Origin of the sequence: Burkholderia sp. MSMB1459WGS, assembly GCF_001534535.1 — a bacterium.
Lineage (GTDB): Bacteria > Pseudomonadota > Gammaproteobacteria > Burkholderiales > Burkholderiaceae > Burkholderia.
Genome location: NZ_LPMU01000023.1, coordinates 172,773 through 192,453 on the forward strand (window position 1 = coordinate 172,773; position 19,681 = coordinate 192,453).

Annotated in this window: 17 protein-coding genes; 5 read left to right on the plus strand and 12 right to left on the minus strand. The window is 65.1% G+C overall.

The window, feature by feature from the left end:
* Nucleotides 1-155: 155 nt before the first annotated feature.
* From WT97_RS08510 to WT97_RS08525, 4 genes are all read left to right on the plus strand, one after another.
* Nucleotides 156-2,762 carry a circularly permuted type 2 ATP-grasp protein gene (locus WT97_RS08510; RefSeq protein WP_060353268.1) on the plus strand — a complete coding sequence of 869 codons (2,607 nt, stop codon included), beginning with the start codon at nt 156-158 and terminating at the stop codon, nt 2,760-2,762.
* Nucleotides 2,756-3,844, plus strand: a complete 1,089-nt coding sequence (locus WT97_RS08515) for a transglutaminase family protein (protein WP_060035983.1) — start codon at nt 2,756-2,758, stop codon at nt 3,842-3,844. Before WT97_RS08510 ends, WT97_RS08515 begins: the two co-directional genes overlap by 7 nt.
* Nucleotides 3,845-4,021: 177 nt before the next feature.
* The gene (locus WT97_RS08520) at nt 4,022-4,294 is read left to right on the plus strand and encodes a hypothetical protein (RefSeq protein WP_059500877.1); all 273 of its coding nucleotides are present in this window, start codon (nt 4,022-4,024) and stop codon (nt 4,292-4,294) included.
* Between the two features lie 76 nt (nt 4,295-4,370).
* Nucleotides 4,371-5,267: a hypothetical protein gene (locus WT97_RS08525; RefSeq protein ID WP_257127544.1), complete on the plus strand. Its 897-nt coding sequence runs from the start codon at nt 4,371-4,373 to the stop codon at nt 5,265-5,267.
* Nucleotides 5,268-5,277: 10 nt separating this feature from the next.
* On the opposite strand, the gene pip is transcribed toward WT97_RS08525, so the two are convergent.
* Nucleotides 5,278-6,210: a prolyl aminopeptidase gene (pip, locus tag WT97_RS08530; RefSeq protein ID WP_060035982.1), complete on the minus strand. Its 933-nt coding sequence runs from the start codon at nt 6,208-6,210 to the stop codon at nt 5,278-5,280.
* 332 nt (nt 6,211-6,542) lie between these two features.
* On the opposite strand from pip, the gene WT97_RS08535 reads away from it, so the two are divergent.
* On the plus strand, nt 6,543-7,694 hold the full coding sequence (locus WT97_RS08535; protein WP_060035981.1) for an acyltransferase: 1,152 nt from the start codon (nt 6,543-6,545) through the stop codon (nt 7,692-7,694).
* Between the two features lie 29 nt (nt 7,695-7,723).
* Here WT97_RS08535 and WT97_RS08540 read toward each other — a convergent pair whose 3' ends face one another.
* The 11 genes from WT97_RS08540 to WT97_RS08590 all read right to left on the minus strand — a co-directional run bounded on the left by WT97_RS08540 (nt 7,724) and on the right by WT97_RS08590 (nt 19,665).
* On the minus strand, nt 7,724-8,542 hold the full coding sequence (locus tag WT97_RS08540; RefSeq protein WP_060035980.1) for a hypothetical protein: 819 nt from the start codon (nt 8,540-8,542) through the stop codon (nt 7,724-7,726).
* A 170-nt stretch (nt 8,543-8,712) separates the two neighbouring features.
* Nucleotides 8,713-9,450 carry a DUF5677 domain-containing protein gene (locus WT97_RS08545; protein WP_156440233.1) on the minus strand — a complete coding sequence of 246 codons (738 nt, stop codon included), beginning with the start codon at nt 9,448-9,450 and terminating at the stop codon, nt 8,713-8,715.
* 356 nt (nt 9,451-9,806) lie between these two features.
* On the minus strand, nt 9,807-10,895 hold the full coding sequence (locus WT97_RS34040) for a hypothetical protein (protein WP_156440234.1): 1,089 nt from the start codon (nt 10,893-10,895) through the stop codon (nt 9,807-9,809).
* Nucleotides 10,896-10,979: 84 nt separating this feature from the next.
* Nucleotides 10,980-12,005 carry an HNH endonuclease gene (locus WT97_RS32445; protein WP_179949760.1) on the minus strand — a complete coding sequence of 342 codons (1,026 nt, stop codon included), beginning with the start codon at nt 12,003-12,005 and terminating at the stop codon, nt 10,980-10,982.
* 430 nt (nt 12,006-12,435) lie between these two features.
* Nucleotides 12,436-13,500, minus strand: a complete 1,065-nt coding sequence (locus tag WT97_RS08560; protein WP_060035976.1) for a 2-aminoethylphosphonate aminotransferase — start codon at nt 13,498-13,500, stop codon at nt 12,436-12,438.
* Nucleotides 13,500-14,681, minus strand: a complete 1,182-nt coding sequence (gene aepY / locus WT97_RS08565) for a phosphonopyruvate decarboxylase (protein WP_059831361.1) — start codon at nt 14,679-14,681, stop codon at nt 13,500-13,502. Before aepY ends, WT97_RS08560 begins: the two co-directional genes overlap by 1 nt.
* Nucleotides 14,678-16,366, minus strand: a complete 1,689-nt coding sequence (gene aepX / locus WT97_RS08570; protein ID WP_060035975.1) for a phosphoenolpyruvate mutase — start codon at nt 16,364-16,366, stop codon at nt 14,678-14,680. Before aepX ends, aepY begins: the two co-directional genes overlap by 4 nt.
* Nucleotides 16,363-17,130, minus strand: coding sequence for an NTP transferase domain-containing protein (locus tag WT97_RS08575; protein ID WP_034205043.1), 768 nt, complete (start codon nt 17,128-17,130; stop codon nt 16,363-16,365). The genes aepX and WT97_RS08575 overlap by 4 nt, the downstream gene beginning before the upstream one ends.
* Before the next feature lie 35 nt (nt 17,131-17,165).
* Entirely contained in the window at nt 17,166-18,167 is a 1,002-nt protein-coding gene (locus tag WT97_RS08580) for a TIGR00374 family protein (RefSeq protein ID WP_060035974.1), read from the minus strand.
* Nucleotides 18,164-18,973, minus strand: a complete 810-nt coding sequence (locus WT97_RS08585) for a 2OG-Fe(II) oxygenase (RefSeq protein WP_059500745.1) — start codon at nt 18,971-18,973, stop codon at nt 18,164-18,166. The genes WT97_RS08580 and WT97_RS08585 overlap by 4 nt, the downstream gene beginning before the upstream one ends.
* Nucleotides 18,970-19,665: a CDP-alcohol phosphatidyltransferase family protein gene (locus WT97_RS08590; protein ID WP_060035973.1), complete on the minus strand. Its 696-nt coding sequence runs from the start codon at nt 19,663-19,665 to the stop codon at nt 18,970-18,972. Before WT97_RS08590 ends, WT97_RS08585 begins: the two co-directional genes overlap by 4 nt.
* Between the last annotated feature and the right edge of the window lie 16 nt (nt 19,666-19,681).

Here is a 19,681-nt window from a genome sequence, read left to right on the forward strand (position 1 = left end):
GCGGCCGCGCCGGAATGCTAGGATGCGGGCAGATTGCGGCCGTGCGCCGCGGTAGCTCGCCGCCGGTGCGGCGGCGCGCATGTGCGGTTGCACCCTGACGACGGAACGACATCGTGCCGCCCATTGACCTTGATCATCTCGCCGCTCTCGACGCGATGCCCACGCTTTTCGATTCCGGCGCCCAGCCGGACGCCGCCGAACTGGCCGCCGCGCTCGCGGCGCCGGCGGCCGCCGGCCGTTACGACGAACTGCGCGGCAGCGCGGCCGGCCTGAACGCGCCCGCGCTGGCACCCGCGTGGCGCAATTTCTTCACGTCGATCGGCAGCGACGGCGTGGCCGACCTCGACCGCCGCGCCGACGCGCTGCACCGGCGCATGCGCGAGAACGGCCTGTTCTACCAGTTGCACGAGCAGCGCGCCGGCGACGGCGCGGTCGGCCCGTGGTCGCTCGACCTGCTGCCGCTGATCGTCACGCCCGAGGACTGGGTCGCGATCGAGCGCGGCGTGCTGCAGCGCGTGCGGCTGCTCAACGCGACGCTGGCCGACCTGTACGGGCCGCAGACGATCCTGCAGCGCGGGCTGTTGCCGCCCGCGCTCGTCACCGGCCACCCCGGCTACCTGCGTGCGATGCGCGGTGCGCGCGTGCCGGGCGATACCTGGTTGCACGTCGTCGCGTTCGATCTCGCGCGCGGCCCGGACGGCCAGTGGCGGATCGTCGCGCAACACACGCAGGGGGCGGCTGGGCTCGGCTATCTGCTCGAGAACCGGCTGATCGTGTCGCGGCTCTTTCCGCGCGGGTTTCGCGGGCTGCGCGTGCAGCGGCTTGCATCCGCGTACCGTGCGCTGCTGCAGAGCATGCAGTCGCTCAGCCCCGCCGCGAAGAATTCGCGGATCGTGCTGCTGACGCCGGGGCCGCACAGCGCGACCTATTTCGAGCACGCGTATCTCGCGCGCTATCTCGGCCTCACGCTCGTCGAAGGCGGCGACCTGACCGCGCGCGACAACCGCGTGTTCCTGAAGACGCTGAGCGGCCTCGAACCCGTGCATGGCATCCTGCGGCGCGTCGACGACGAGTGGCTCGATCCGCTCGAATTGCGGCCCGACTCGATGCTCGGCGTGCCGGGGCTGTTGCAGGCCGTGCGCGCGGGCAACGTGCTGCTCGCGAACGCGCCGGGCTCGGGCTTCCTCGAATCGCCGGCGATGCTCGGCTTCATGCCGCGTCTCGCCGAAGGCTTGCTCGGCGAAACGCTGACGCTGCCGGCCGTGCATTCGTGGTGGTGCGGCGAGGCGGCGGCGTGCGACGACGCGCTGCCGCAGCTCGCGCGCGGCATCGTCAAGGCATCCTATCCACCCGACGTGCAGGAAGGCGGTGCATTCGAACCGGTGATCGGCGCGCGGCTCACGCAGGCGCAACTGGCGGAATGGCGCGCGCGGATTCTCGCGCGGCCCGACCATTACACGGTGCAGGCGGATCTGCCGCTGTCGCAGGCGCCGACCTGGCCGCGACCCGATGCGCCCGACGGCAACGGCAGCGCGCGCATCGTGCCGAAGCCGCTGCTGCTGCGCGTCTTCGCGCTCGCCGATGGCGCGCAGCGCTGGCGGCTGCTGCCGGGCGGGCTGTCGCGGGTCGGCACGCGCGACACGCTGTTCAACGCGCCGATGCCGCGCGGCGGCAGCACCGTCGATACGTGGGTGATGACCGAGGGCATCGTCGATTCGACGACGCTGCTGCAGACGCACCTCGGCCCCGACGATCTCGTCGAGCGGCCGCGCGCGATCGCGAGCCGTGCAGCCGAGAACCTGTTCTGGCTCGGCCGCTACACCGAGCGCGCGACCAATCTGATGCGTCTGGCGCGTGCCGCGCTCGAGCGGTTGCGCGGCGAAGACGACGTCGACAGTCCCGCGCATCTGGAGCTGATCGATACGTTGTGCCGCGATACGGGACTGATCGCCGCCGATGCGCCGAATGCCGTCGATGCACCGCGCGCGTTCCAGTACGCGCTCGCGACGTCGCTCACGCGCGGCGCCGACCGCACGTCGGGCATCGCGTCGTGCCTGTTCGGGATGCGCGGCGCGGCCGCGGCGATCCGCGAGCGGCTGTCGAGCGACCAGTGGCGGCTGATCGACGACGCGACGCAGCTGTTTGCCGACAGCGCCGACCATCCGGAAGCCGAGGAGCAGCTCGGCAACGAAGCGCTGCAGCTGCTCGAGCGGCTCGGGTTGCTGCTCGGCGCGATCACCGGCGCGCAGACCGACAACATGACGCGCGACGACGGCTGGCGGCTGCTGTCGATCGGCCGGCAGATCGACCGGCTGGACTTTCTGTGCAGCGTGCTGAAGTTCGCCTTCGACGAGGGCGCGGTGCACCGGCAGGACGGCTTCGAACTCGTGCTCGAACTGTTCGACAGCACGATCACGTTCCGCTCGCGCTTTCAGCGCGGCTTCGACGTCGCGCCGCTGCTGTCGCTCGTCGTGCTCGATACCGACAACCCGCGCTCGCTCGGCTGGGTCGTGCAGGCGCTGCGCGGCCGGCTGACGAAGGTCGAGCGCAGCGAGGGCTACGCGCTGTCCGAGCTGGCCGAGGCGATTCCGGACGTTCCCGCGTGGTCGCTGCACGAGCTGTGCGAAACCGATGAAGATGGCCGGCACGGCAAGCTGCTCGCCGCGCTCGACACGACCGCGAAGGCCGTGTGGGAGCTGTCGAACCGGATCGGCGAGCGCTATTTCAGTCACGTGCGCGAGGCGGGCAGGACGCTATGGTGACGACGAAACACGCGGCGAAGACGCCGCCCACGCCCGGTTCCGAAGTCGCGCAGCCGGCAGCGGTCACGCCGCCGGCGCCGGCCAGATCGACCAAGCCGGGTTCGTCGAGCGCGCCGATCACGCCGGCTGCCGCCACACCGGGCCGACTGCTGCGCGTCACGCACGACACCGAATACCGCTACGCGGCACGCGTCGAATCCGCGCAGCACCAGGCGCGCCTGCAGCCGCTCGCGACGCCGCGACAGCAGGTGCTGTCGTTCGCGTTCGACATCGAACCTTCACCGGAAACGATCTGCACCGAGATCGATGCGTTCGGCAACGCACGCGCGTCGTTCGCGCTGAACCAGCCGCACGACGCGCTGCTCGTGCGCAGCCGCAGCACGGTGCGGGTGAGCGCGCCCGTGTGGTCGCGGGGCGCGCGCGGCGCACCGCCGCCCGCGATCGCGAACCCCGAGGCCGAACACGCAACGGCGTGGGAGGCCGTGCGCGACCGCTTGCGGTTCCGCGCGGGGCAACCGTACGACCCGGCGAGCGAGTTCGTGTTCGCGTCGCCGCACGTCGCGTGCGACCCCGAACTCGCCGCGTACGCGGCCGCGAGCTTCACGCCGCAACGGCCGCTCGTGCAGGCTGCGTGGGACCTGATGCGGCGCGTGCATGCCGATTTCGCGTATACGCCGAACAGCACCGACATCACGACGTCGGCGCTCGACGCGCTGCGGTTGCGCAAGGGTGTCTGCCAGGATTTCGCGCACGTGATGATCGGCGCACTGCGCTCGCTCGGGCTGGCCGCGCGGTACATCAGCGGCTACCTGCTGACGCAGCCGCCGCCCGGCCAGCCGCGGCTGATCGGCGCCGACGCGTCGCATGCGTGGGTCGACGTGTACGACCCGGCGTGGCCCGAGGACGGCGGCTGGTTGCAACTCGATCCGACCAACGATCGTGCGCCGGGCGACGACTACGTGATGCTGTCGGTCGGCCGCGACTACGCGGACGTGACGCCGCTGCGCGGCGTGATCCGCGGCGGCGGGGCGGATCAGGAGCTGAGGGTCGGCGTGACGGTCGAGCCGCTCGATGCGGCCTGAAGGGCCGCCGGGCGTGGCTCGCGCGCTTTAAGTCTTCGTTAATACTGCACGCCTAGCATGGTGATGCCGGCGAACGGCTTGGACTCCGGTCCGGCGCGTCGGCGGCACGCGCGGGTGCGTCGACGTCACGGCGCCGCGCCGTCGCGCGGCGCCATTTCCATGCAACGGCGGCAGATCATGATCAAGCACTTCGACTACACGCTCGGTAGCGAGACCATCGAGCTTTGTGCGAGCTTCGGCGCGGGCCCGGCGTTCCGCCGCGTGCTCGTGAGCCGCGCGGATTCGATGGAGACGCTGGTGGTGCTCGATGCGCGCGGGCTGTCGGGCCTGTTGAAGGTGGCGACCGAGGAACCGGAAGGGCTGCTCGACGACGCGATCCGCAAGGTCGGCGACGAACAGCTCGTCGAGCGGGCGATCAGCGGCCGGACGATCGTCGAAGCCGCGTTGTAATGCAATAGGCGGCTGCGCGAGCGTCGAAAATCAAGGAGTATGCTGCGGGTCCGATTCGCTCATTCTTGCATGTTCGATGTCCACGACCCATGCCGCCAATCCCGATTACCGCCGCTATACGACGATTCGCGTGATCGCGTATCACGGCATCCTGCAAAACATCACCGCGCTGTTGGCCTTCGTCCCATTCGCCAGGGTGGTCCTGCGCGACCAGTCGCTGGCCGCGCTTTCGTCCTGGTCCTGGCAGCTTTGGGCTGTGCAGGGTGTGTCGTTCGCAGCGATGCTTGCAAGCGTCGTGGGGCACGTCGCGCTTGCGTTGCGTCGCCGTTGGGGGCGAACGCTGAACGTGGCGGTCTGGATCGCGTTGAGTGTCGCGATACTGATGCTGTCGTCGTGGATCATGGTGGTCATTGCGCTGCCGCTGGGTCTTGCGACGTTCGTGCTGATGTACAACCGGACGAGCAATGACTTTCTGAGCCTGCCGCACGCCACGACAACGCCGACGGCTCGGCGTTTCGCGTCCGTCGGCCTGCTGGCTGCGTCGTCCACGCTGCATTACTGGGCGATCGCGTACGCGACGATGCGCACCGGCACGTTTGGCTACGTGTTGCCGAATACGCCGCCGATGGACTTGCTGATTGCGGCCGCGGCAACGCTGCTCCTCGGCACCGCCGTTGCGCCGCGCGGGCAGCGCGCATGGTATTGCGGCATGTCGTTGATGACGTCCGCCGTCGCGATGCTGTTCATGCTGTTGAGCTACGTGCCGGTGGCAACGTCGCTGATTCGCTACATGCCGCACGAATATTCACGTGTGACGATTCCGTGGAGTCTGATCACGCGGTACGCAGTTCTCACGTTCTGCGTTGCGCTGGTGTTGATTCGCGTGACGAAGCCCCCGAAACGTAGTGACTGGGAGCAGGGCCTCAATCCCGACGCGCCTGCGGATTCGACGCGCCGGGAAACGACTCGCTGATACCGAGCCGTTAGCTCGCGAACCGGTCCGTCGCCGCGACCAGCGCTTCCAGAATCCCCGGTTCGTTGTATGCATGCCCGGCGCCGGGCACGATCTCGAACGTCGCATCCGGCCACGCCTTCGCCAACTCCCATGCGGTACGTGCAGGCGTCGCGACGTCGTAGCGGCCCTGCACGATCACGCCCGGAATGCCGGCGAGCCGATGCGCGTCGCGCAGCAACTGGCCTTCCTCGACGAAGCCCTTGTTCACGAAGTAGTGGTTTTCGATCCGCGCGAATGCGAGCGCGTAGTGGCCGTCCGCGAAGTGTGCGGCGAGCGCGGGATTGGGCAGCAGCGTGATCGTGCGGCCTTCCCAGACGCTCCACGCGCGTGCGGCTTCGAGCTTCGCGGCTTCGTCGTTGCCCGTGAGGCGGCGATGGTAGGCGGCCATCAGATCGCCGCGCTCGGCCTCCGGAATCGGAGCGAGGAAGTCTTCCCAGTGGTCGGGGAACAGCCACGACGCACCTTCCTGGTAATACCACAGCAGTTCGGCGCGACGCATCGTGAAGATGCCGCGCACGATCAGCGCGCTCACGCGTTCGGGGTGGGTTTCCGCGTACGCGAGCGCCAGCGCGCTGCCCCACGAGCCGCCGAACACCAGCCATTGCTCGGCGCCGACCATCTCTCGGAGGCGTTCGATATCGGCGACCAGATCCCACGTCGTGTTGTTATCGAGGCTCGCATGCGGCGTCGAGCGTCCGCAGCCGCGCTGGTCGAACAGCAGGATGTCGTAGCGCTCGGGATCGAACAGGCGGCGATGGTCGGGGCCGCAGCCGGCGCCGGGGCCGCCGTGCAGGAACACGGCGGGCTTGCCGGCCGGGTTGCCGCAGCGCTCCCAGTAGATGCGATGGCCGTCGCCGGTGTCGAGGTGGCCGTGGGCGTAGGGTTCGATCGGTGGATACACAGGTAGGCTCCGGGTAAGGGGCGACAGCGGGCGGACGAAGCGCGGGCCGATGTGCGGGCAGGGTACGGTACTGCGGATGTTGCTGCGCCGCAAAATTCGTTGCGTGGGCATCGGACCGGCCACCGCCGGACAAGGCTTGTCATTATGCCCATTCACCGCGTCGGACGTTGGCCCCTTGTGGCGGGGCGTCCTCCGCTGGCCGTATTTGCGCTCCGGATTTTTGAAGCAATTTCATTCCGATATTTTTCATACAAAATCCCGGCGGCGGGTCGGCGGGCCAATCGGGCGCCGGCCGATTCCCGTTCCTTTACCGTGCCAACGGACACCAGCCGATGAACCATCGCGTCACGCAGTTGACCGGGTTGCGCGCCGTCGCGGTCGCGATGGTCGTCGTCGGTCATGCCGAGCATGTGCTGCCCGGCGGCTATACGGGCTGGTACGCGCCGTTGCGGCTGATCGCCGACGGCAGGCTCGGCGTGCTGATCTTCTTCGTGCTGAGCGGTTTCCTGATCACCAACGTACTGCGCGCCGAGTTCGCGCGCACCGGCGGCGTCGCGCTGACGTCGTTCTACGTGCGCCGCGCGTTGCGGATCTGGCCGGCCTGCTACGTGTATCTCGCGGCCGTTGCGATCGCGGCCTTCACCGGCTGGTTCGACGTCGATCGCCGGCAATGGCTCTATGCGGCGCTGCACCTGTGGAATTACTCGGCGTGGTTCGGGCTGACCGGCGACAACGCGTTGCATCCGGACGGTGCGTGGTACCTCGGCCATTTCTGGTCGCTCGCGCTCGAGGAGCAGTTCTACTGGTTCTGGCCGCTGCTGTTCGTGTTCGGCATGCGCCGCGCCGGCACGCGCTGGCTGGCCGCGCTGATCCTGATCGTGCCGCTGGTGCGTGCGACCACGTATTTCGTCGCGCCGGCGCTGCGCGGGCAGCTCGGGATGATGCTCCACACCGGGGTCGATCCGATCCTGATCGGCTGCTATGCGTCGCTTAACCGCGAACGGCTCGAAGCGTGGGTCGACTCGTGGCGCGGCGAGGCGCGCATCGTGACGGCGCTCGTGTTCGTCGTGCTGCTCGGCATGCCGCTCGCCGAACACCGGCTCGGCGGCTTCTGGAATGCGACGTACGGCGTGACGCTCGAAGCCGCGTTGATCGCGATCGTGATCGTCGTGCTGAATTTCCGCAGCGAGTTCTGGTGCGCGCGCTGGTTGCGCGCCGGGCCGGTGGTGTTCGTCGGCACGATTTCGTTCAGTCTCTATCTGTGGCAGCAGCCGTTTGCGAATCCGAATCTGCCGGTCGCGCATGCGTTTCCGCTCGGCATCGTGTGGGCGCTGATTGCCGCGACCGCCAGCTATTTTCTCGTCGAGAAGCCGTTCCTGCGGCTCAAGGATCGCTATTCGGCGCGCGAGGCGCGACGCGTGCGGGACGACGCATTGCGGATGCCGGCACCGACCGACGCGATCGGGCCGAAGGTGATGGAGTAGGTGGGCGGGGCAGTGTCGCGCCCACGGCGTTACTTGAAGCGTTTCATCGCGGCCGGCGAATACCAGAAGTTCCGGAACATGTCGATGCCGTACGACTTGCCGTCGTAGTGGACGATCATGCGTGCGGTGCGCTTGCCCGTATCCGAGTAATCGCCGTTCTTGCGTTGCGTCTGCGCGATGTGCGCCGTGATCGACAGGTCGGCGAAGCCGTGGCTCGACGTTTTCTCGATGGCGATCGTCATGCGGGCCTCTTCGCTGCGCGCATCGCCTGCACCCGGGCCGCAGGCGTCGCCTTCGACGCTGACCCAGCCGTAGAGGTTGGTGCCGAACACCGGGCGGATACGGCTGCCTTCGCGCACCCACAGCGTCAACTCTTCACTGGCGTTGGCATCCGGGCAGCTCGGCCCGCGTGCACTGCTGGTAAACACCACGCCGAACGCGCGCACGTCGGGCGACAAGCGGTAGGGCGCCGTGTCGATGCGATAGCTGTTCTCGCCGATCTCGGTCGCCGCATCCTCCTCGACCACCGACCGATCGGCCGCCACGACCTTGCTGCCCTCGACGAGTGCGATCACCTGCAGCTTTTTGCTTTCGTCGGGATTCTTGCTTTTCGGCAGCGAATCGAACGCGACGGCCGCGATCGTCGTTTCCGGTGCGTTCGGCATGGCTTTGCACGCCGACGCGACGACGAGCCGGTCCGCATCGCGCGTGGCGATGCGTGCGCTCGCGATGCCGGCCCAGCGGGCAACGGCTGTGACTGTTTCGTCGCTGCAGGACTGGCTATCGGCGGCGTGAACGATGGGGGCGGCGGCGAGCGCCAGCAGCGGGGCGAAGCGCAGGATTCTCATTGTCGTGATCGGAGATGTTGTTTTCATTGATATGCGTGGGAGTTGCTTACCGGCCCGGTTGAGTCGTCCGAGCAGCATAGGTGCCGGTCCGCTGTATCACCGATATGAGACGTTCGAAGCAGCAGTGCTGCGCGCTAACACTAACACCCTCCCGCGCAATTCGAACGACATCAGCTTACAACGGTCTTGTCGAGTACGCCGTGCCACTCCTTGTTCATGGAGGAAAAAATTGGCTCAAAATAATCGTCCGGAAATTTCGCGATCTTGCCGAACTGATGGGCGGCATCCATAAGCACTATAAGACCAGTGGAAAAAACGGACTGCACTAACGTGGGATCGTCATCCTGCTTGTACACCATACTGCTATCACCCTGATGTCGAAAAGCGAGCACGGCGAGGTCGTTATGTGAAAAGCCGCAAAGCATCGCGTAGGGGCCGACGAGATGAAAAAGACCAGTATCGCCAAATTCCTGGCTGATCTTCTTCGGGCGATACTTTTCGGCATGTAGTGAGTTGAACTCCAACAGACAAGTATCGAGTCGATTCTTGACCGACAGCTTCGCTTCATCGGGAATGCTCGGATCGGAAAGTATTCCCTCGTAGACACGTTTTTCCCCGTGCAGTTTGTCGTAACGCAACTGATTTACGTAGCCAGCATTCGTCTTTAGCTTTCGCATGACAACTAGCGCTTCGATCATCGAGCGAACGTGTGTAGCCGCATGTGTGCTCATATGAGCATTTCCGAGCCGCAAGGCAGCCTCGAATTGCTCTGCGATTGTCAGCACCAGCGCCACTCGCATACGGTCGGGGCCGCCCTTTGGTGGTCGAGAGCGCACTATGAGGTTTCGCATTCCGTCCAGAATTCGTCCCGACGTGTTAAGAAGATCAACGACTTTTATCGTGTCCATTCCTGTTCCTTTGGGCGGCGCCAAACAGGTTGAATGACCCAGACGCGTCGCGTTTCAGCCGCATTTTACCGTCCACAAGGAGTCGCTTCTTGGCCGAGCGCGGCCGGCCATCGCCCCGTCGCGCACGACCGGCGCAGATCGACCCATCGCGGGCGATCCGGGGGAGGAGGCCGGAGTCCGGTCTGAATGTGAAAGCGGACTTCTCAAATGGTTTCGAGACGCGGCCGCCTTGGCCAAATATCCATGACCGACTTACCAATCACGCAGTTGGCCAAGTTTAGCTGCGAGCTGAAACGATGTCGATCCGTAGTCGGAAAACAAAGATAAAGCAAATACTTTTAAAATCATTTAGAGATCTACTCTTTATCTGAATCGGCTTCCATCCACGAGAATACCTCGAACTCGTACAAAACACGCATAAGATCGCCCTTATGCTCTTCTGTCAATAATTTAAGCGATGCGTCAATCAGGTTCTTTACGCGAATCTTTCGCTCATCGGTGGAGGGCTTCTCACTGTTTGCGGATGCATCATGAATCCACCTTGACTCCTCGTTGACCAATTCGAAGATCGGGTCTTCAACTTTCTTTAAACAAGAAAGATTGAATATCGCATTCCAGGCCGTATCCATCTGTTGTTCGCCGTGGTATGCGAATAGTCGGTACAAACATTGGGCGGCATACGAATCGTTGGTTACCGTTATTAATCTCCCATGCATCCCGCCTTCCGGGGACATATTCAGGGCCGGAGCGTTAGAAAACAACATAAAATCGAAAGCTCGATTGCGAGCCCATCGACCGGGATCGCCGACTTCTTCTTTTCTAACCGCGAGGAAGTGGTTGGCCCAGTCTTGAACTTTTATATTGCTATCGGTAAATGCCAATCTTGAGTTTACCTTCCCACGCAGGAACAAGATTCCCATGAAATACAGCGAAGATAGTCTTGTGACATTTCCGCGAATTACCTCCCTTAGGCGTTCAATCGTATCTTCAGTCGTTTTTTTTCGCTCGAACAATGAACGTATCGCGAATAGATAGACTGCTTGAATGCCGATCAGCACGCGCATATCGGATTCGGCCGTCTTTAGAGTCGAGATGAAGGATGCGGCGAACCCCGGCAAAAAGAAATCGGACAAAGCAGGATGCTCCGTCAAATCTTTCAACTTCCCGAGAGCGGAATCTCGATTGCTCAAGAGTTGTTCGTATGCAAATTGGCCTACGTGAACGTGGAGGGTGACGCCGGGACCTAAAATCCACGCCAATCGCTTAAATAATCCGGGGTATGCGTTCAGTGACCTTAATATATTGCTATCAACAATTGCGTGTACGGTATCGTAAACCCCATCGGCAGGAGCCTTTACCTCTGAAAAATAAACGCCCGAGGCGACATCTTTAAAAGAAAGCGGAAAATCAGATGGATCCATCGGAGCGCGAATAGGTTTCTTCATTTTTTGAAATGCAGTATGTCTTGGATTTCTAAATTCAGCCCGATTATTGATCGTATGTGTATTCTATCCGGCGTGGCAACCAAACTATTCAGCCTGCCCCGTCGGCCCTTCCGAAAAGCGGTTGCGATACACCGTTCCGAACACGTCCTCAGCCCTTGTCACAAAGTGATTGCTGAGTGCACTAGCATCCGCCGGACCTAGCCCGACAGCCGCCCAGTCTTGAAGTTCGAACTCGGAGGCTGCAATGGAGAACTCGTGGCTTCGATCTGTCTGATCATTGAGGTCGTACACGTAGATATGCTCAATGAGTTGTGAGAGGCCGCCTGATCTCGCGAATACTCCACCGACCCGGAGCACGCCAAGGATTTCGACGTATGCAATTAGTTCTCCGGTATTAGGCACCGAGCGCATGATGATCCTGTGGCCGAATGGGATATCTGGGCCCACCAGCCCCGGCAAGCCTTCTATCATGTATCGGAATGTTCCGCCATTCTTCTGCATCGAGGCGATCACTTCCAGAAGGCGCTTCCAGTCCATGATAGCGTGCCCGGTGACATTAATGATATACAGCCACAGCGCGGACACGATACCGCCGAAAGTCGCAAGCGGGCTGTAATCCAGCTGCATCTTTAGGGCATCACCATCGTTGATGCCGATGACTTGAGCGTACTGTAGCGCCTGCTCCACGTTGATCTGCGGAAACTGATTTGCCGCGCGCTGGAGCAACTGGCGGAACGTTTTCGGGACCCCGGCTCCGATCTCAAGCTTGTGGCCGTCAATTGTTTCCGTGACCGTATAGACGGGGTCAACTCTGGTGATCGAGCCGTCAGTGGAAAGTCGCACACGACGGCCGCTTTGTGTGGTCACGTCTTTATCGGGATGGTCGCCTCGATCACGAGGGACGTTGAGCAGTGTAGGCCAACTGCCAAATGCCTGAACTAGAGCATTGTCAGCAACGCCGTCGAGCTTTGTATTGCATTCGCGGCAGATGATCCCTTTCGGTTTCAATCGTCCACCCAATGCATTGGGAATGATGTGCGCCTCGGAATCGTTGCTGCCGGTCAGGGTGACCCCACAGCCTCGGCATTTCGGGTCATTTATAGTCGCCAATCTAAGCCCCTTTTGGGTTGATCCCAGCTCAAACGCCGGTGTGTTTGTCGACGTGATCTTAATCCCTTGCGGGGCTGAGTACTGGGCTGCGGCGCTACGGGGACCACCGTCGACTAGTGAAGTATTATGCTTAACGTTCGAACCGCGCATCCGCCGACGCGGCGAGAAATGGGGATATAAGTGTGAGAACAGCTATTATTTCGATGACTCAGTCTCGGTAGACGAACTCTGACGTGCCCTCGGCTAAGCACCCGTCAGCCGGCGCCCGCCGACAGTCCGCTTCACGCGTGCAATCGGACGCTTGCTCAATGCATCTGGTTGACCGCTCATGGCCGAATGCCGACAACGTGTTCCACGCCCCAGGAATTTGCAAATGACAACAAAAAAGGCCCTTGCGGGCCTTTTTTGTAGACGAAGTTGCGGACGACGTTTACCGCGTCAACGCCGTAAACCCATCCAGCAACCGCTCGACATCGGCCGCCTGAATCGCGCCCATCGTCGAGATGCGGAACAGCTCCTTCGACAGCCCGCCTTGCCCCGCATAAATCACAAAACCACGCGCCTTCAGCCCATCATGCAGCGTCTCGTACGTGACGCCCTGCGGCAACCGATACGCACGCAGCACAACCGACGACGCGCCTTCCGGCAACACCAGCGGCATCCCGCGCGCCGCAAGCCCGGCTTGAACCTGATCCGCAAGCGCCTTGTAATGCGCATGCCGCGCACGCCAGCCGCCGGCTTCATCAAACTCGCGCAGCGCCTCGACGAGCGCGTAATACGCGTGCACGGACGGCGTAAACGGCGTATTCCGCTGATCCTGCAGCTTTGCAAGTCGACCGAGATCGAGATAGTAAGTCCGGCTCGCAGCTTTCGCGAGCGCGCTGCGGCGCACGATCACGAACGCCGCACCCGGCACGCCGTGCAGGCACTTGTTCGCGGTCGCGGCAACCGCGTCGATGTCGCCGCCCGCAAAATCGATCGCTTCCGCGCCGAAGCTGCTGACGCCATCCACGAGCATCTTCACACCGCGCGCCCGACACACTGCCGCAATCGCGCCGAGGTCGTTCAGCCGGCCCGTCGTCGTTTCATGATGAATCACGGCGACATGCGAGTACCCACCCGCATCGAGCTTCGCACCGATCTGCGCGAGATCGGGCGCCTGCATCCATTCATGCTTGAGCACGTCATGCGCGATCCCGTACTGCGTGGCGATCTGCGTGATCCGCTCGCCGTACACGCCGTTCTCGATCACGAGCAGCTTGCCGTCCTGCGGCACGAGCGCCGCGATCATGCTCTCGACGGCGGCGGTGCCCGAACCCGTCATCAGCACGGCGGCCCATTCGGCCGGATCGAGTTCGTACGCGGCGACGAGGCGCGCACGCGCTTCGTCCTGCAGGTCGAAGAATTCGCCTTCGCGATGGCACAGATCGGGTTGCAGCAGGCTGCGGCGCACGCGTTCGGTGAGCGTGACCGGGCCGGGGTTCAGCAGCAGCATCAATGAGCTCCTTCAACGTGGGCGGCGGTCTGCGCGGCGCCGATGTGCCGCATCAGACGGGTCTTGACCTCGACCGGCGTGACGGTCGGGCGGGGCAGGCCGTCGGGCACGCCCGTGCGGATCGCCACGCGAACGAACTGTGCACCATTCCCCGTGGCGGCCAGTGCCGCATCGAGCACGTCGAGCGTATCGCCTTCGACCGCCGATGCATACCCGCATGCGGCTGCGACACCCGCGAACGACACATGCTGCGACACCGTTGCCTGGCCGCCGGTCGATTCGTGCGCGCCGTTGTCGAGCAGCACGTGCGTGAGGTTGGCCGGGCCGTAGGTGCCGAGCGTCGCGAATACGCCCATGCGCATCAGCGCGGCGCCGTCACCGTCGACGGCCACCACGCGCAGGTCGGGGCGGGCGAGCGCGAGGCCGAGTGCGAGCGGCGTCACACAGCCCATCGAGCCGACCATGTACAGCTGGTTCGGGCGATCGTCGAGCGCGTAGAGTTCGCGGCCGCAGAAACCGGTCGACGCGAGCACGACGGTCGAATCGACCGGCGTATGCGCGATCACGCGCTGCAACGCGTCGTGGCGGGTCGGCCAAGCATCGGCCGACCCGGCGCGCGACGACGATTGCGCGGCGACGTGCGCGCGCGGCTTCGCGGCCGGGTTCGCCTTCAGCTCATACGGCGCGACGCTGCCTTTCTGCATCACGAGCGCGTACGGGCGGCCCGTCGCATCCATGTGCGCGATCGCGCGGTCGAGCGCCGGGCCGACCTGTTCGGGGTCGGTCGGGAACGTCTCCCACGGGATCTCCATCGTGTCGAGCATCGCGGGCGTGATCGGCCCCATCAGCGCGTGCTGCGGCTCGTCGGCCACGCCGGGCTGGCCGCGCCACGTGACGATCAGCAACTGCGGCAGCCGGAACGTCCAGGTCAGCGACGTGAGCGGGCTCACCGCGTTTCCGAGCCCCGAGTTCTGCATCATCGCGATCCCGCGCTTGCCGCCGAGCGTCGCGCCTGCGATCAGCGCGACCGCGTCGCCTTCGTTCGCGGCCGACACGTAGTGCAGCGTCGGGTCCTGCAGCACGTAATTGATGAACGGCGTCAGGTACGAGCAGGGCACGCCCGCGTACCAGTCGAAGCCGCGTTCGCGCGCAGCCTCGACGAACTGTGCCGCTTCGATCATTGCACGCCCCCGTTGCCGGCACCGGGTTCGGACAGCGGCGTCTGGCCGTGCGCGAAGTCGCCCGCGCGGCGGAAATCTTCCAGGTCGTTGACGCCGCGCCAGTGGCCGTGCACGTACTGCACCTCGATCTTCTCGCCGGCGGCGATCAGTTCGTTCAGCAGCGACGGAATGTCGAGCGTGTCGAAATCAGGACGCGCCTGCAGCGTCGCGAGCATCGCCTTCAGGCGGTCGACACCGGCGCCGCGCACGTTCAGCAGGCCGATCCAGCGGCCGTGCGGGGTGCCCGCGGCGACGTCGCTCGACACGCGTTGCAGGTAGGTCTTCTGGCCGAACAGGCCGCGATCGTCGGCCGCCGAGCAGAGGGCGAAGTCGCGCACGCTCTGGTTCGACGGCTCGGTCAGCGACGAATCGACCACCACGCTGAACTCGGCCTCGCTCTCCGCGAGGTCGCGCAGGATGTAGCTGCGGAACAACAGGTCGCCGTACGAGATCACGGTGTCGCCGGTCAGTCGTTCGGCCGCGCAGGCGAGCGACGCGAGCTCGCCCGTCTGCGCATGGCGTTCGTTGACGACGAGCTTGATGCCCGACGTGTCGATCGCATCGGCGCGGTAGCCGCCGACCACGGTGATGTCGTTCACGCCTTGCTTCTTGAAGCCGTCGACGAGCCAGCGCAACAGCGGCTTGCCGGCGACCGGCAGCATGACCTTGGGCTTGTCTTCGGTGACGGCTTCGAGGCCCTTGCCGCGGCTCGCGGCGAGCACGACCGCCGCGTTCGACGCGCGCGACGACGACGACAGGTAGATGCGCTCGGCCGCCGAGTACTCGTCCGCGTCCTGCAGGCGGAAGATCTCGTTGACCGACGCGACGCGGTCTTCGACGTTGATCAGCGTTTCGTTCTCGTGGATCTCGCGCGCGACGGCCTGCATCGCCGATGCGGACGCGCGGATCAGGTGATTCGCCCAGATCACGGTGCTGATGCCGGCCTGGCGGAACACGTCGGTCGGCGTGCTGTAGTACTTGGTCGGCACGATCACGAGCGGCGCCTTGCCGCTCCATTCGCGCGCGAACTGCAGGATTTCGTCCGGACGCGACAGCTTGCTGTGGATCAGGATCGCATCGGCGCCGGCTTCCGCATACGCGTTCGCGCGGCGCAGCGCCTCGTCCATCCCCCAGCCCGCGATCAGCGCCTCGACGCGCGCGACGATCGAGAAATCGGGATCGGTCTGCGAATCCTTGCCGGCCTTGATCTTGCCGCAGAACTCGTCGATCTCGGCGAGCGGCTGGCGCTCGCCGTCGATGAAGCTGTTCGTCTTCGGGAACTGCTTGTCCTCGATGCAGACGCCTGCGATGCCGCGCTGTTCGAGCTTCTTCACGAGGCGGCGCACGTTGTTGAAGTTGCCGTAGCCGGTGTCGCCGTCGAGCAGGATCGGCAGGTCGCTCGCGTCGGCCATGAACTCGAGCACGTCGACCACCTGGGTCCAGCTCGCTTCGTTGTTGTCGCGCACGCCGAATTGCGCGGAGATCGCGAGGCCCGACGCCCAGATCCCCTTGAAGCCGGCCTCGCGGACGATCCGTGCGGACAGGCCGTTGTGCGCTTCCATCAGGAATTCGAGATCGCTGCTGACGAGCATGCGGCGCAGGCGCGCGCTGCGCGATTCGGTGAAGTTGGGTTCGCGTGCGTTCATCGTGCGGCTCCGGCGGTGGTGCGTTGAATCAGGGGAAGAATGTCTTGCGTCGCGCGTGCGACGTCGTTCGGGAAGTCGATCTCGATCCACGGCGAGCCGGTGACGTCGGCGACGTCGAACGAATGGCCGCCTTCGAGCAGCAGGTCGCGCACGGCTTCCTCGTGCGGCATGTTCGCGCGGCCGCTGTCGACGTAGCCCGCGACGATCGTCGCGAGGCGGCGCGCGGTGCCTTCGGTGAAGCGGAAGAAGCCGACCGATTCGCCGATCGTGTCGTAGTCGAGGTCGACCGCGAGCTGCTTGCGCAGCTCGACCGGCACGCCGTTCTTCAGGCACAGCTTGACGGGCTCGTCGCCGGCCTCGAAGTCGCGATCGATCAGCAGGCGATCGACCGGCTTGTCGGCGTCGGCCACCAGCGCGTGCAGGATGTTCTCGTCGTACAGCACGTCCGCGTCCATCAGCAGCACGTCGCCGCCGCGCGTCATCGCATCGGCGACGGTATGCACGGTCAGCACGCTGCCGAGGTCGTAGCGGTCGTTGATCACGATCTCGGCCTGACGGCCGAGGCGCTTCAGTTCCTGCTCGACCTTCTCGTGCTGAAAGCCGAGCCCGAGCACGATCTCGTCGACGCCCGCGGCGTCGAGCACGCGCAGATGGCGCTCGAGCAGCGAAACGTCGTCGAAGCGCAGCAGGCACTTCGGGAACTGCGCTTCGGGCGGTTGTTGCAGGCGCAAGCCGAGGCCTGCCGCAAGAATGATGGCTCGCATGGGTTCTCCAACCAAAAAGCCGGCGATCTGAACGATCAGTCGGCGAGCGGCTGCGGCGCATGGCGCCGCTGCCAGTTTCTTTCACTGAAATGCAGATAGAGCAGGCCGGGCAGGCCGAGCGCGAGTTCGCGCGCGCGCTTCGCGAGCGACAGCGCGAGCGCCGCGTCGGGCGGCAACCCAACCAGCGGCGCGAGCAGCAGGTAACCGCCTTCCTGCGCGCCGAGCGAGCCCGGGATCGCGAAGGCCGCCCCGCGAATCGCCTGGCCGACGCTTTCGAGCAGCAGCGCGTCGAGCCAGCTCACCGGGTGCCCGAGGAAGTGCAGCGCGAGCCACACTTCCGCGGTGCCGACGATCCAGCCGGCGAGACTCAATGCGAAGGTCTTCGCGACTTTCGCGCGATCGCGGTACAGCCCCCCCACCGCGTCGTCGATCGCGTCGGCGCGCGTGGCGAGCGACGACCAGTCGCGCGGGCCGAGCAGCTTCGACGCGATGCGCAGCCCGCGGCCGAACAGCCCGCGCCGCTGCGCTGCGTAGAACGCGACGGCGAGCGCGCCGAGCACGCCGGTGGCGATCAGCGCGGGCGTACGCAGGTGTGCGACCGATTCGTGCGTCGCATACAGGCTGAACGCGGCGATGCCGATCAGCGCGAAGGCCATTTGCGCGAGCGCCTGCATCGTCGTGCTGACGGTCACGGCGGCGGCCGCATCGGCCATCCGCGTGCCGCGCTGCGCGAGGTGGCGCACCATCAGCACCGGGCCGCCGATCTGCCCGGCGGGCAGCAGGCTGTTCACCGATTCGCCGACCCAGCGCGCGCGCAGCGCGTCGCCGAGTTCGGCGCCCGGCTGCCCGCGGCGGAACATCACGGAGATCGCGACCGCGTCGATCGCGAGCGGCACGACGTGGAACGCCGCGACGAGCGCGAGGCCCCAGCCGGCCGCGAGGAACGTGGACGCTACCGCGCCGATGCCCTGCCAGGCCAGGAGTGCGATGAAGAGTGCGGTCCCGAGGGACAGCAGGATGAGGCCCGCGCGTGTCATGACCCGCTCGTGCGTCGCGTCGCCAGTTGCTTGAACACCTGGCGGAAACCGAAATACGCGATCGCGTCCTTCATGTTCGAGATGAAGCGCTTCCACGGCCGCATGCCGGGGTTCGTCACGTATTCGAACGTGAGCGACACGCGCATCTCGTTCTGGCCGAGCGGCGTGATGCGGTGGCGCAGCTTGTCGCCGTCGAACAGCACGATGCCGCCGTCGGCGATCTGCACGGAGCCCGGTTCGTCGGCGACGTCCGGGTTGCGCGTATGCAGCTCGTAGTCGAGCCGGCACGACGATTCGTCGATCACGCCGATCAGCAGCGTGTAGCGGCGGCCGTCGTAGTAAGACGTGTCGTAGTGCCAGCCGATGTGGTCGCCGGGCTTCGTGTAGTAATACAGCGCGTACGCGTGCGGATCGTCGTCCGGCGACAGCATCAGCTTGTCGCCCGTGATTTTCTCGAGGAAACCGATCAGCGCCTTCGAGCGATACAGCTCGGCGATGTACGGCGCTTGCTCGTCGATCGTATGGCGGCTCACGCTGCCGCCCTGCTTGTGGCCGGGCAGGTAATTGCGGTTCAGACTGGCCTGCATCGCGCGGGCGGCGTTCGCCAGCTTCGCGTGCGCGTCGGCCGGCAGAAACGCGTCGAGGTAGAGGAACGAGCCCTGGCGCGTGTAGTCGCCGCGCAGGCGGTCGAGATCGAGCCGGCCGACGCAGTCGGCCACGGTGCGATCGGGATCGGCCGCGGCCGCGCGCACGGGCGCAGGGCGTGCCGGGCTCAGCACGGAATCGTCGCGCGTGCTAGGAGTCATTTGGAAGCCTGGATTTCGGTTGAGTTCTGCGCGGCCGGGTTCTGCGGGAGGTTGCCGCGCCGCACGATGCGCCACCAGTCGATCACGACCCAGGCGGCAAACAGCGGGGCGCCGATCGACGCCGCGAGCAGGAACGGCTCGACGCCGTCGACGAGCGTCACGATCGGCAGCAGGTACAGCACGTCTTCCGTCTCGAAGCCGCCGGCGAATGCCTGCTTGGTGCCGGCCTTGCCGGCGATCGATTCGATCCGCATGCGCAGGAAGAAGATCAGCGCGACGGCCGCGCCGGCCACCGCGCCGAGCAGCACCGGCGACGCGGCCATCTGGCCGCCCTGGGCGACGATGCCGACGCCCATGCTGACGAACAGCGCGACCGTGACGAGCGCATCGGCCGCCAGGTCGTAAAAATGACCGATCTTGCTGGACTTGCCGCTGATGCGCGCGAGTTCGCCGTCGGTGTGGTCGACGAAGTTCGACAACACGATCAGGAACGCGCCTGCGTTGCTCCAGCCGAAGCCGCCGTGCGCGAGGCACCAGGCGCCGGCGAGGCCGATCAGCAGGCGAACGGTGGTGAGGTGATTCGGAGTGACCGGTGTATCGACGAGCGGTCGGACGAGCGAGCGCGCGAGCCGCGCATCCCAGGTGCGTGGCGGGGGTGGCTCGGGGCGTGTGGCGGTTTTTCTTTGGTCCATCGGCGAAATATATACG

What these genes read in the sequence shown, in the direction of transcription:
- WT97_RS08510 (WP_060353268.1), top strand. Translation starts at nt 156, where the DNA reads ATGCCCACGCTTTTCGATTCCGGCGCCCAGCCGGACGCCGCCGAACTG.
- WT97_RS08515 (WP_060035983.1), top strand. Translation starts at nt 2,756, where the DNA reads ATGGTGACGACGAAACACGCGGCGAAGACGCCGCCCACGCCCGGTTCC.
- WT97_RS08520 (WP_059500877.1), top strand. Translation starts at nt 4,022, where the DNA reads ATGATCAAGCACTTCGACTACACGCTCGGTAGCGAGACCATCGAGCTT.
- WT97_RS08525 (WP_257127544.1), top strand. Translation starts at nt 4,371, where the DNA reads ATGTCCACGACCCATGCCGCCAATCCCGATTACCGCCGCTATACGACG.
- WT97_RS08535 (WP_060035981.1), top strand. Translation starts at nt 6,543, where the DNA reads ATGAACCATCGCGTCACGCAGTTGACCGGGTTGCGCGCCGTCGCGGTC.
- WT97_RS08540 (WP_060035980.1), bottom strand. Translation starts at nt 8,542, where the DNA reads ATGAGAATCCTGCGCTTCGCCCCGCTGCTGGCGCTCGCCGCCGCCCCC.
- WT97_RS08545 (WP_156440233.1), bottom strand. Translation starts at nt 9,450, where the DNA reads ATGGACACGATAAAAGTCGTTGATCTTCTTAACACGTCGGGACGAATT.
- WT97_RS34040 (WP_156440234.1), bottom strand. Translation starts at nt 10,895, where the DNA reads ATGAAGAAACCTATTCGCGCTCCGATGGATCCATCTGATTTTCCGCTT.
- WT97_RS08560 (WP_060035976.1), bottom strand. Translation starts at nt 13,500, where the DNA reads ATGCTGCTGCTGAACCCCGGCCCGGTCACGCTCACCGAACGCGTGCGC.
- aepY (WP_059831361.1), bottom strand. Translation starts at nt 14,681, where the DNA reads ATGATCGAAGCGGCACAGTTCGTCGAGGCTGCGCGCGAACGCGGCTTC.
- aepX (WP_060035975.1), bottom strand. Translation starts at nt 16,366, where the DNA reads ATGAACGCACGCGAACCCAACTTCACCGAATCGCGCAGCGCGCGCCTG.
- WT97_RS08575 (WP_034205043.1), bottom strand. Translation starts at nt 17,130, where the DNA reads ATGCGAGCCATCATTCTTGCGGCAGGCCTCGGCTTGCGCCTGCAACAA.
- WT97_RS08580 (WP_060035974.1), bottom strand. Translation starts at nt 18,167, where the DNA reads ATGACACGCGCGGGCCTCATCCTGCTGTCCCTCGGGACCGCACTCTTC.
- WT97_RS08585 (WP_059500745.1), bottom strand. Translation starts at nt 18,973, where the DNA reads ATGACTCCTAGCACGCGCGACGATTCCGTGCTGAGCCCGGCACGCCCT.
- WT97_RS08590 (WP_060035973.1), bottom strand. Translation starts at nt 19,665, where the DNA reads ATGGACCAAAGAAAAACCGCCACACGCCCCGAGCCACCCCCGCCACGC.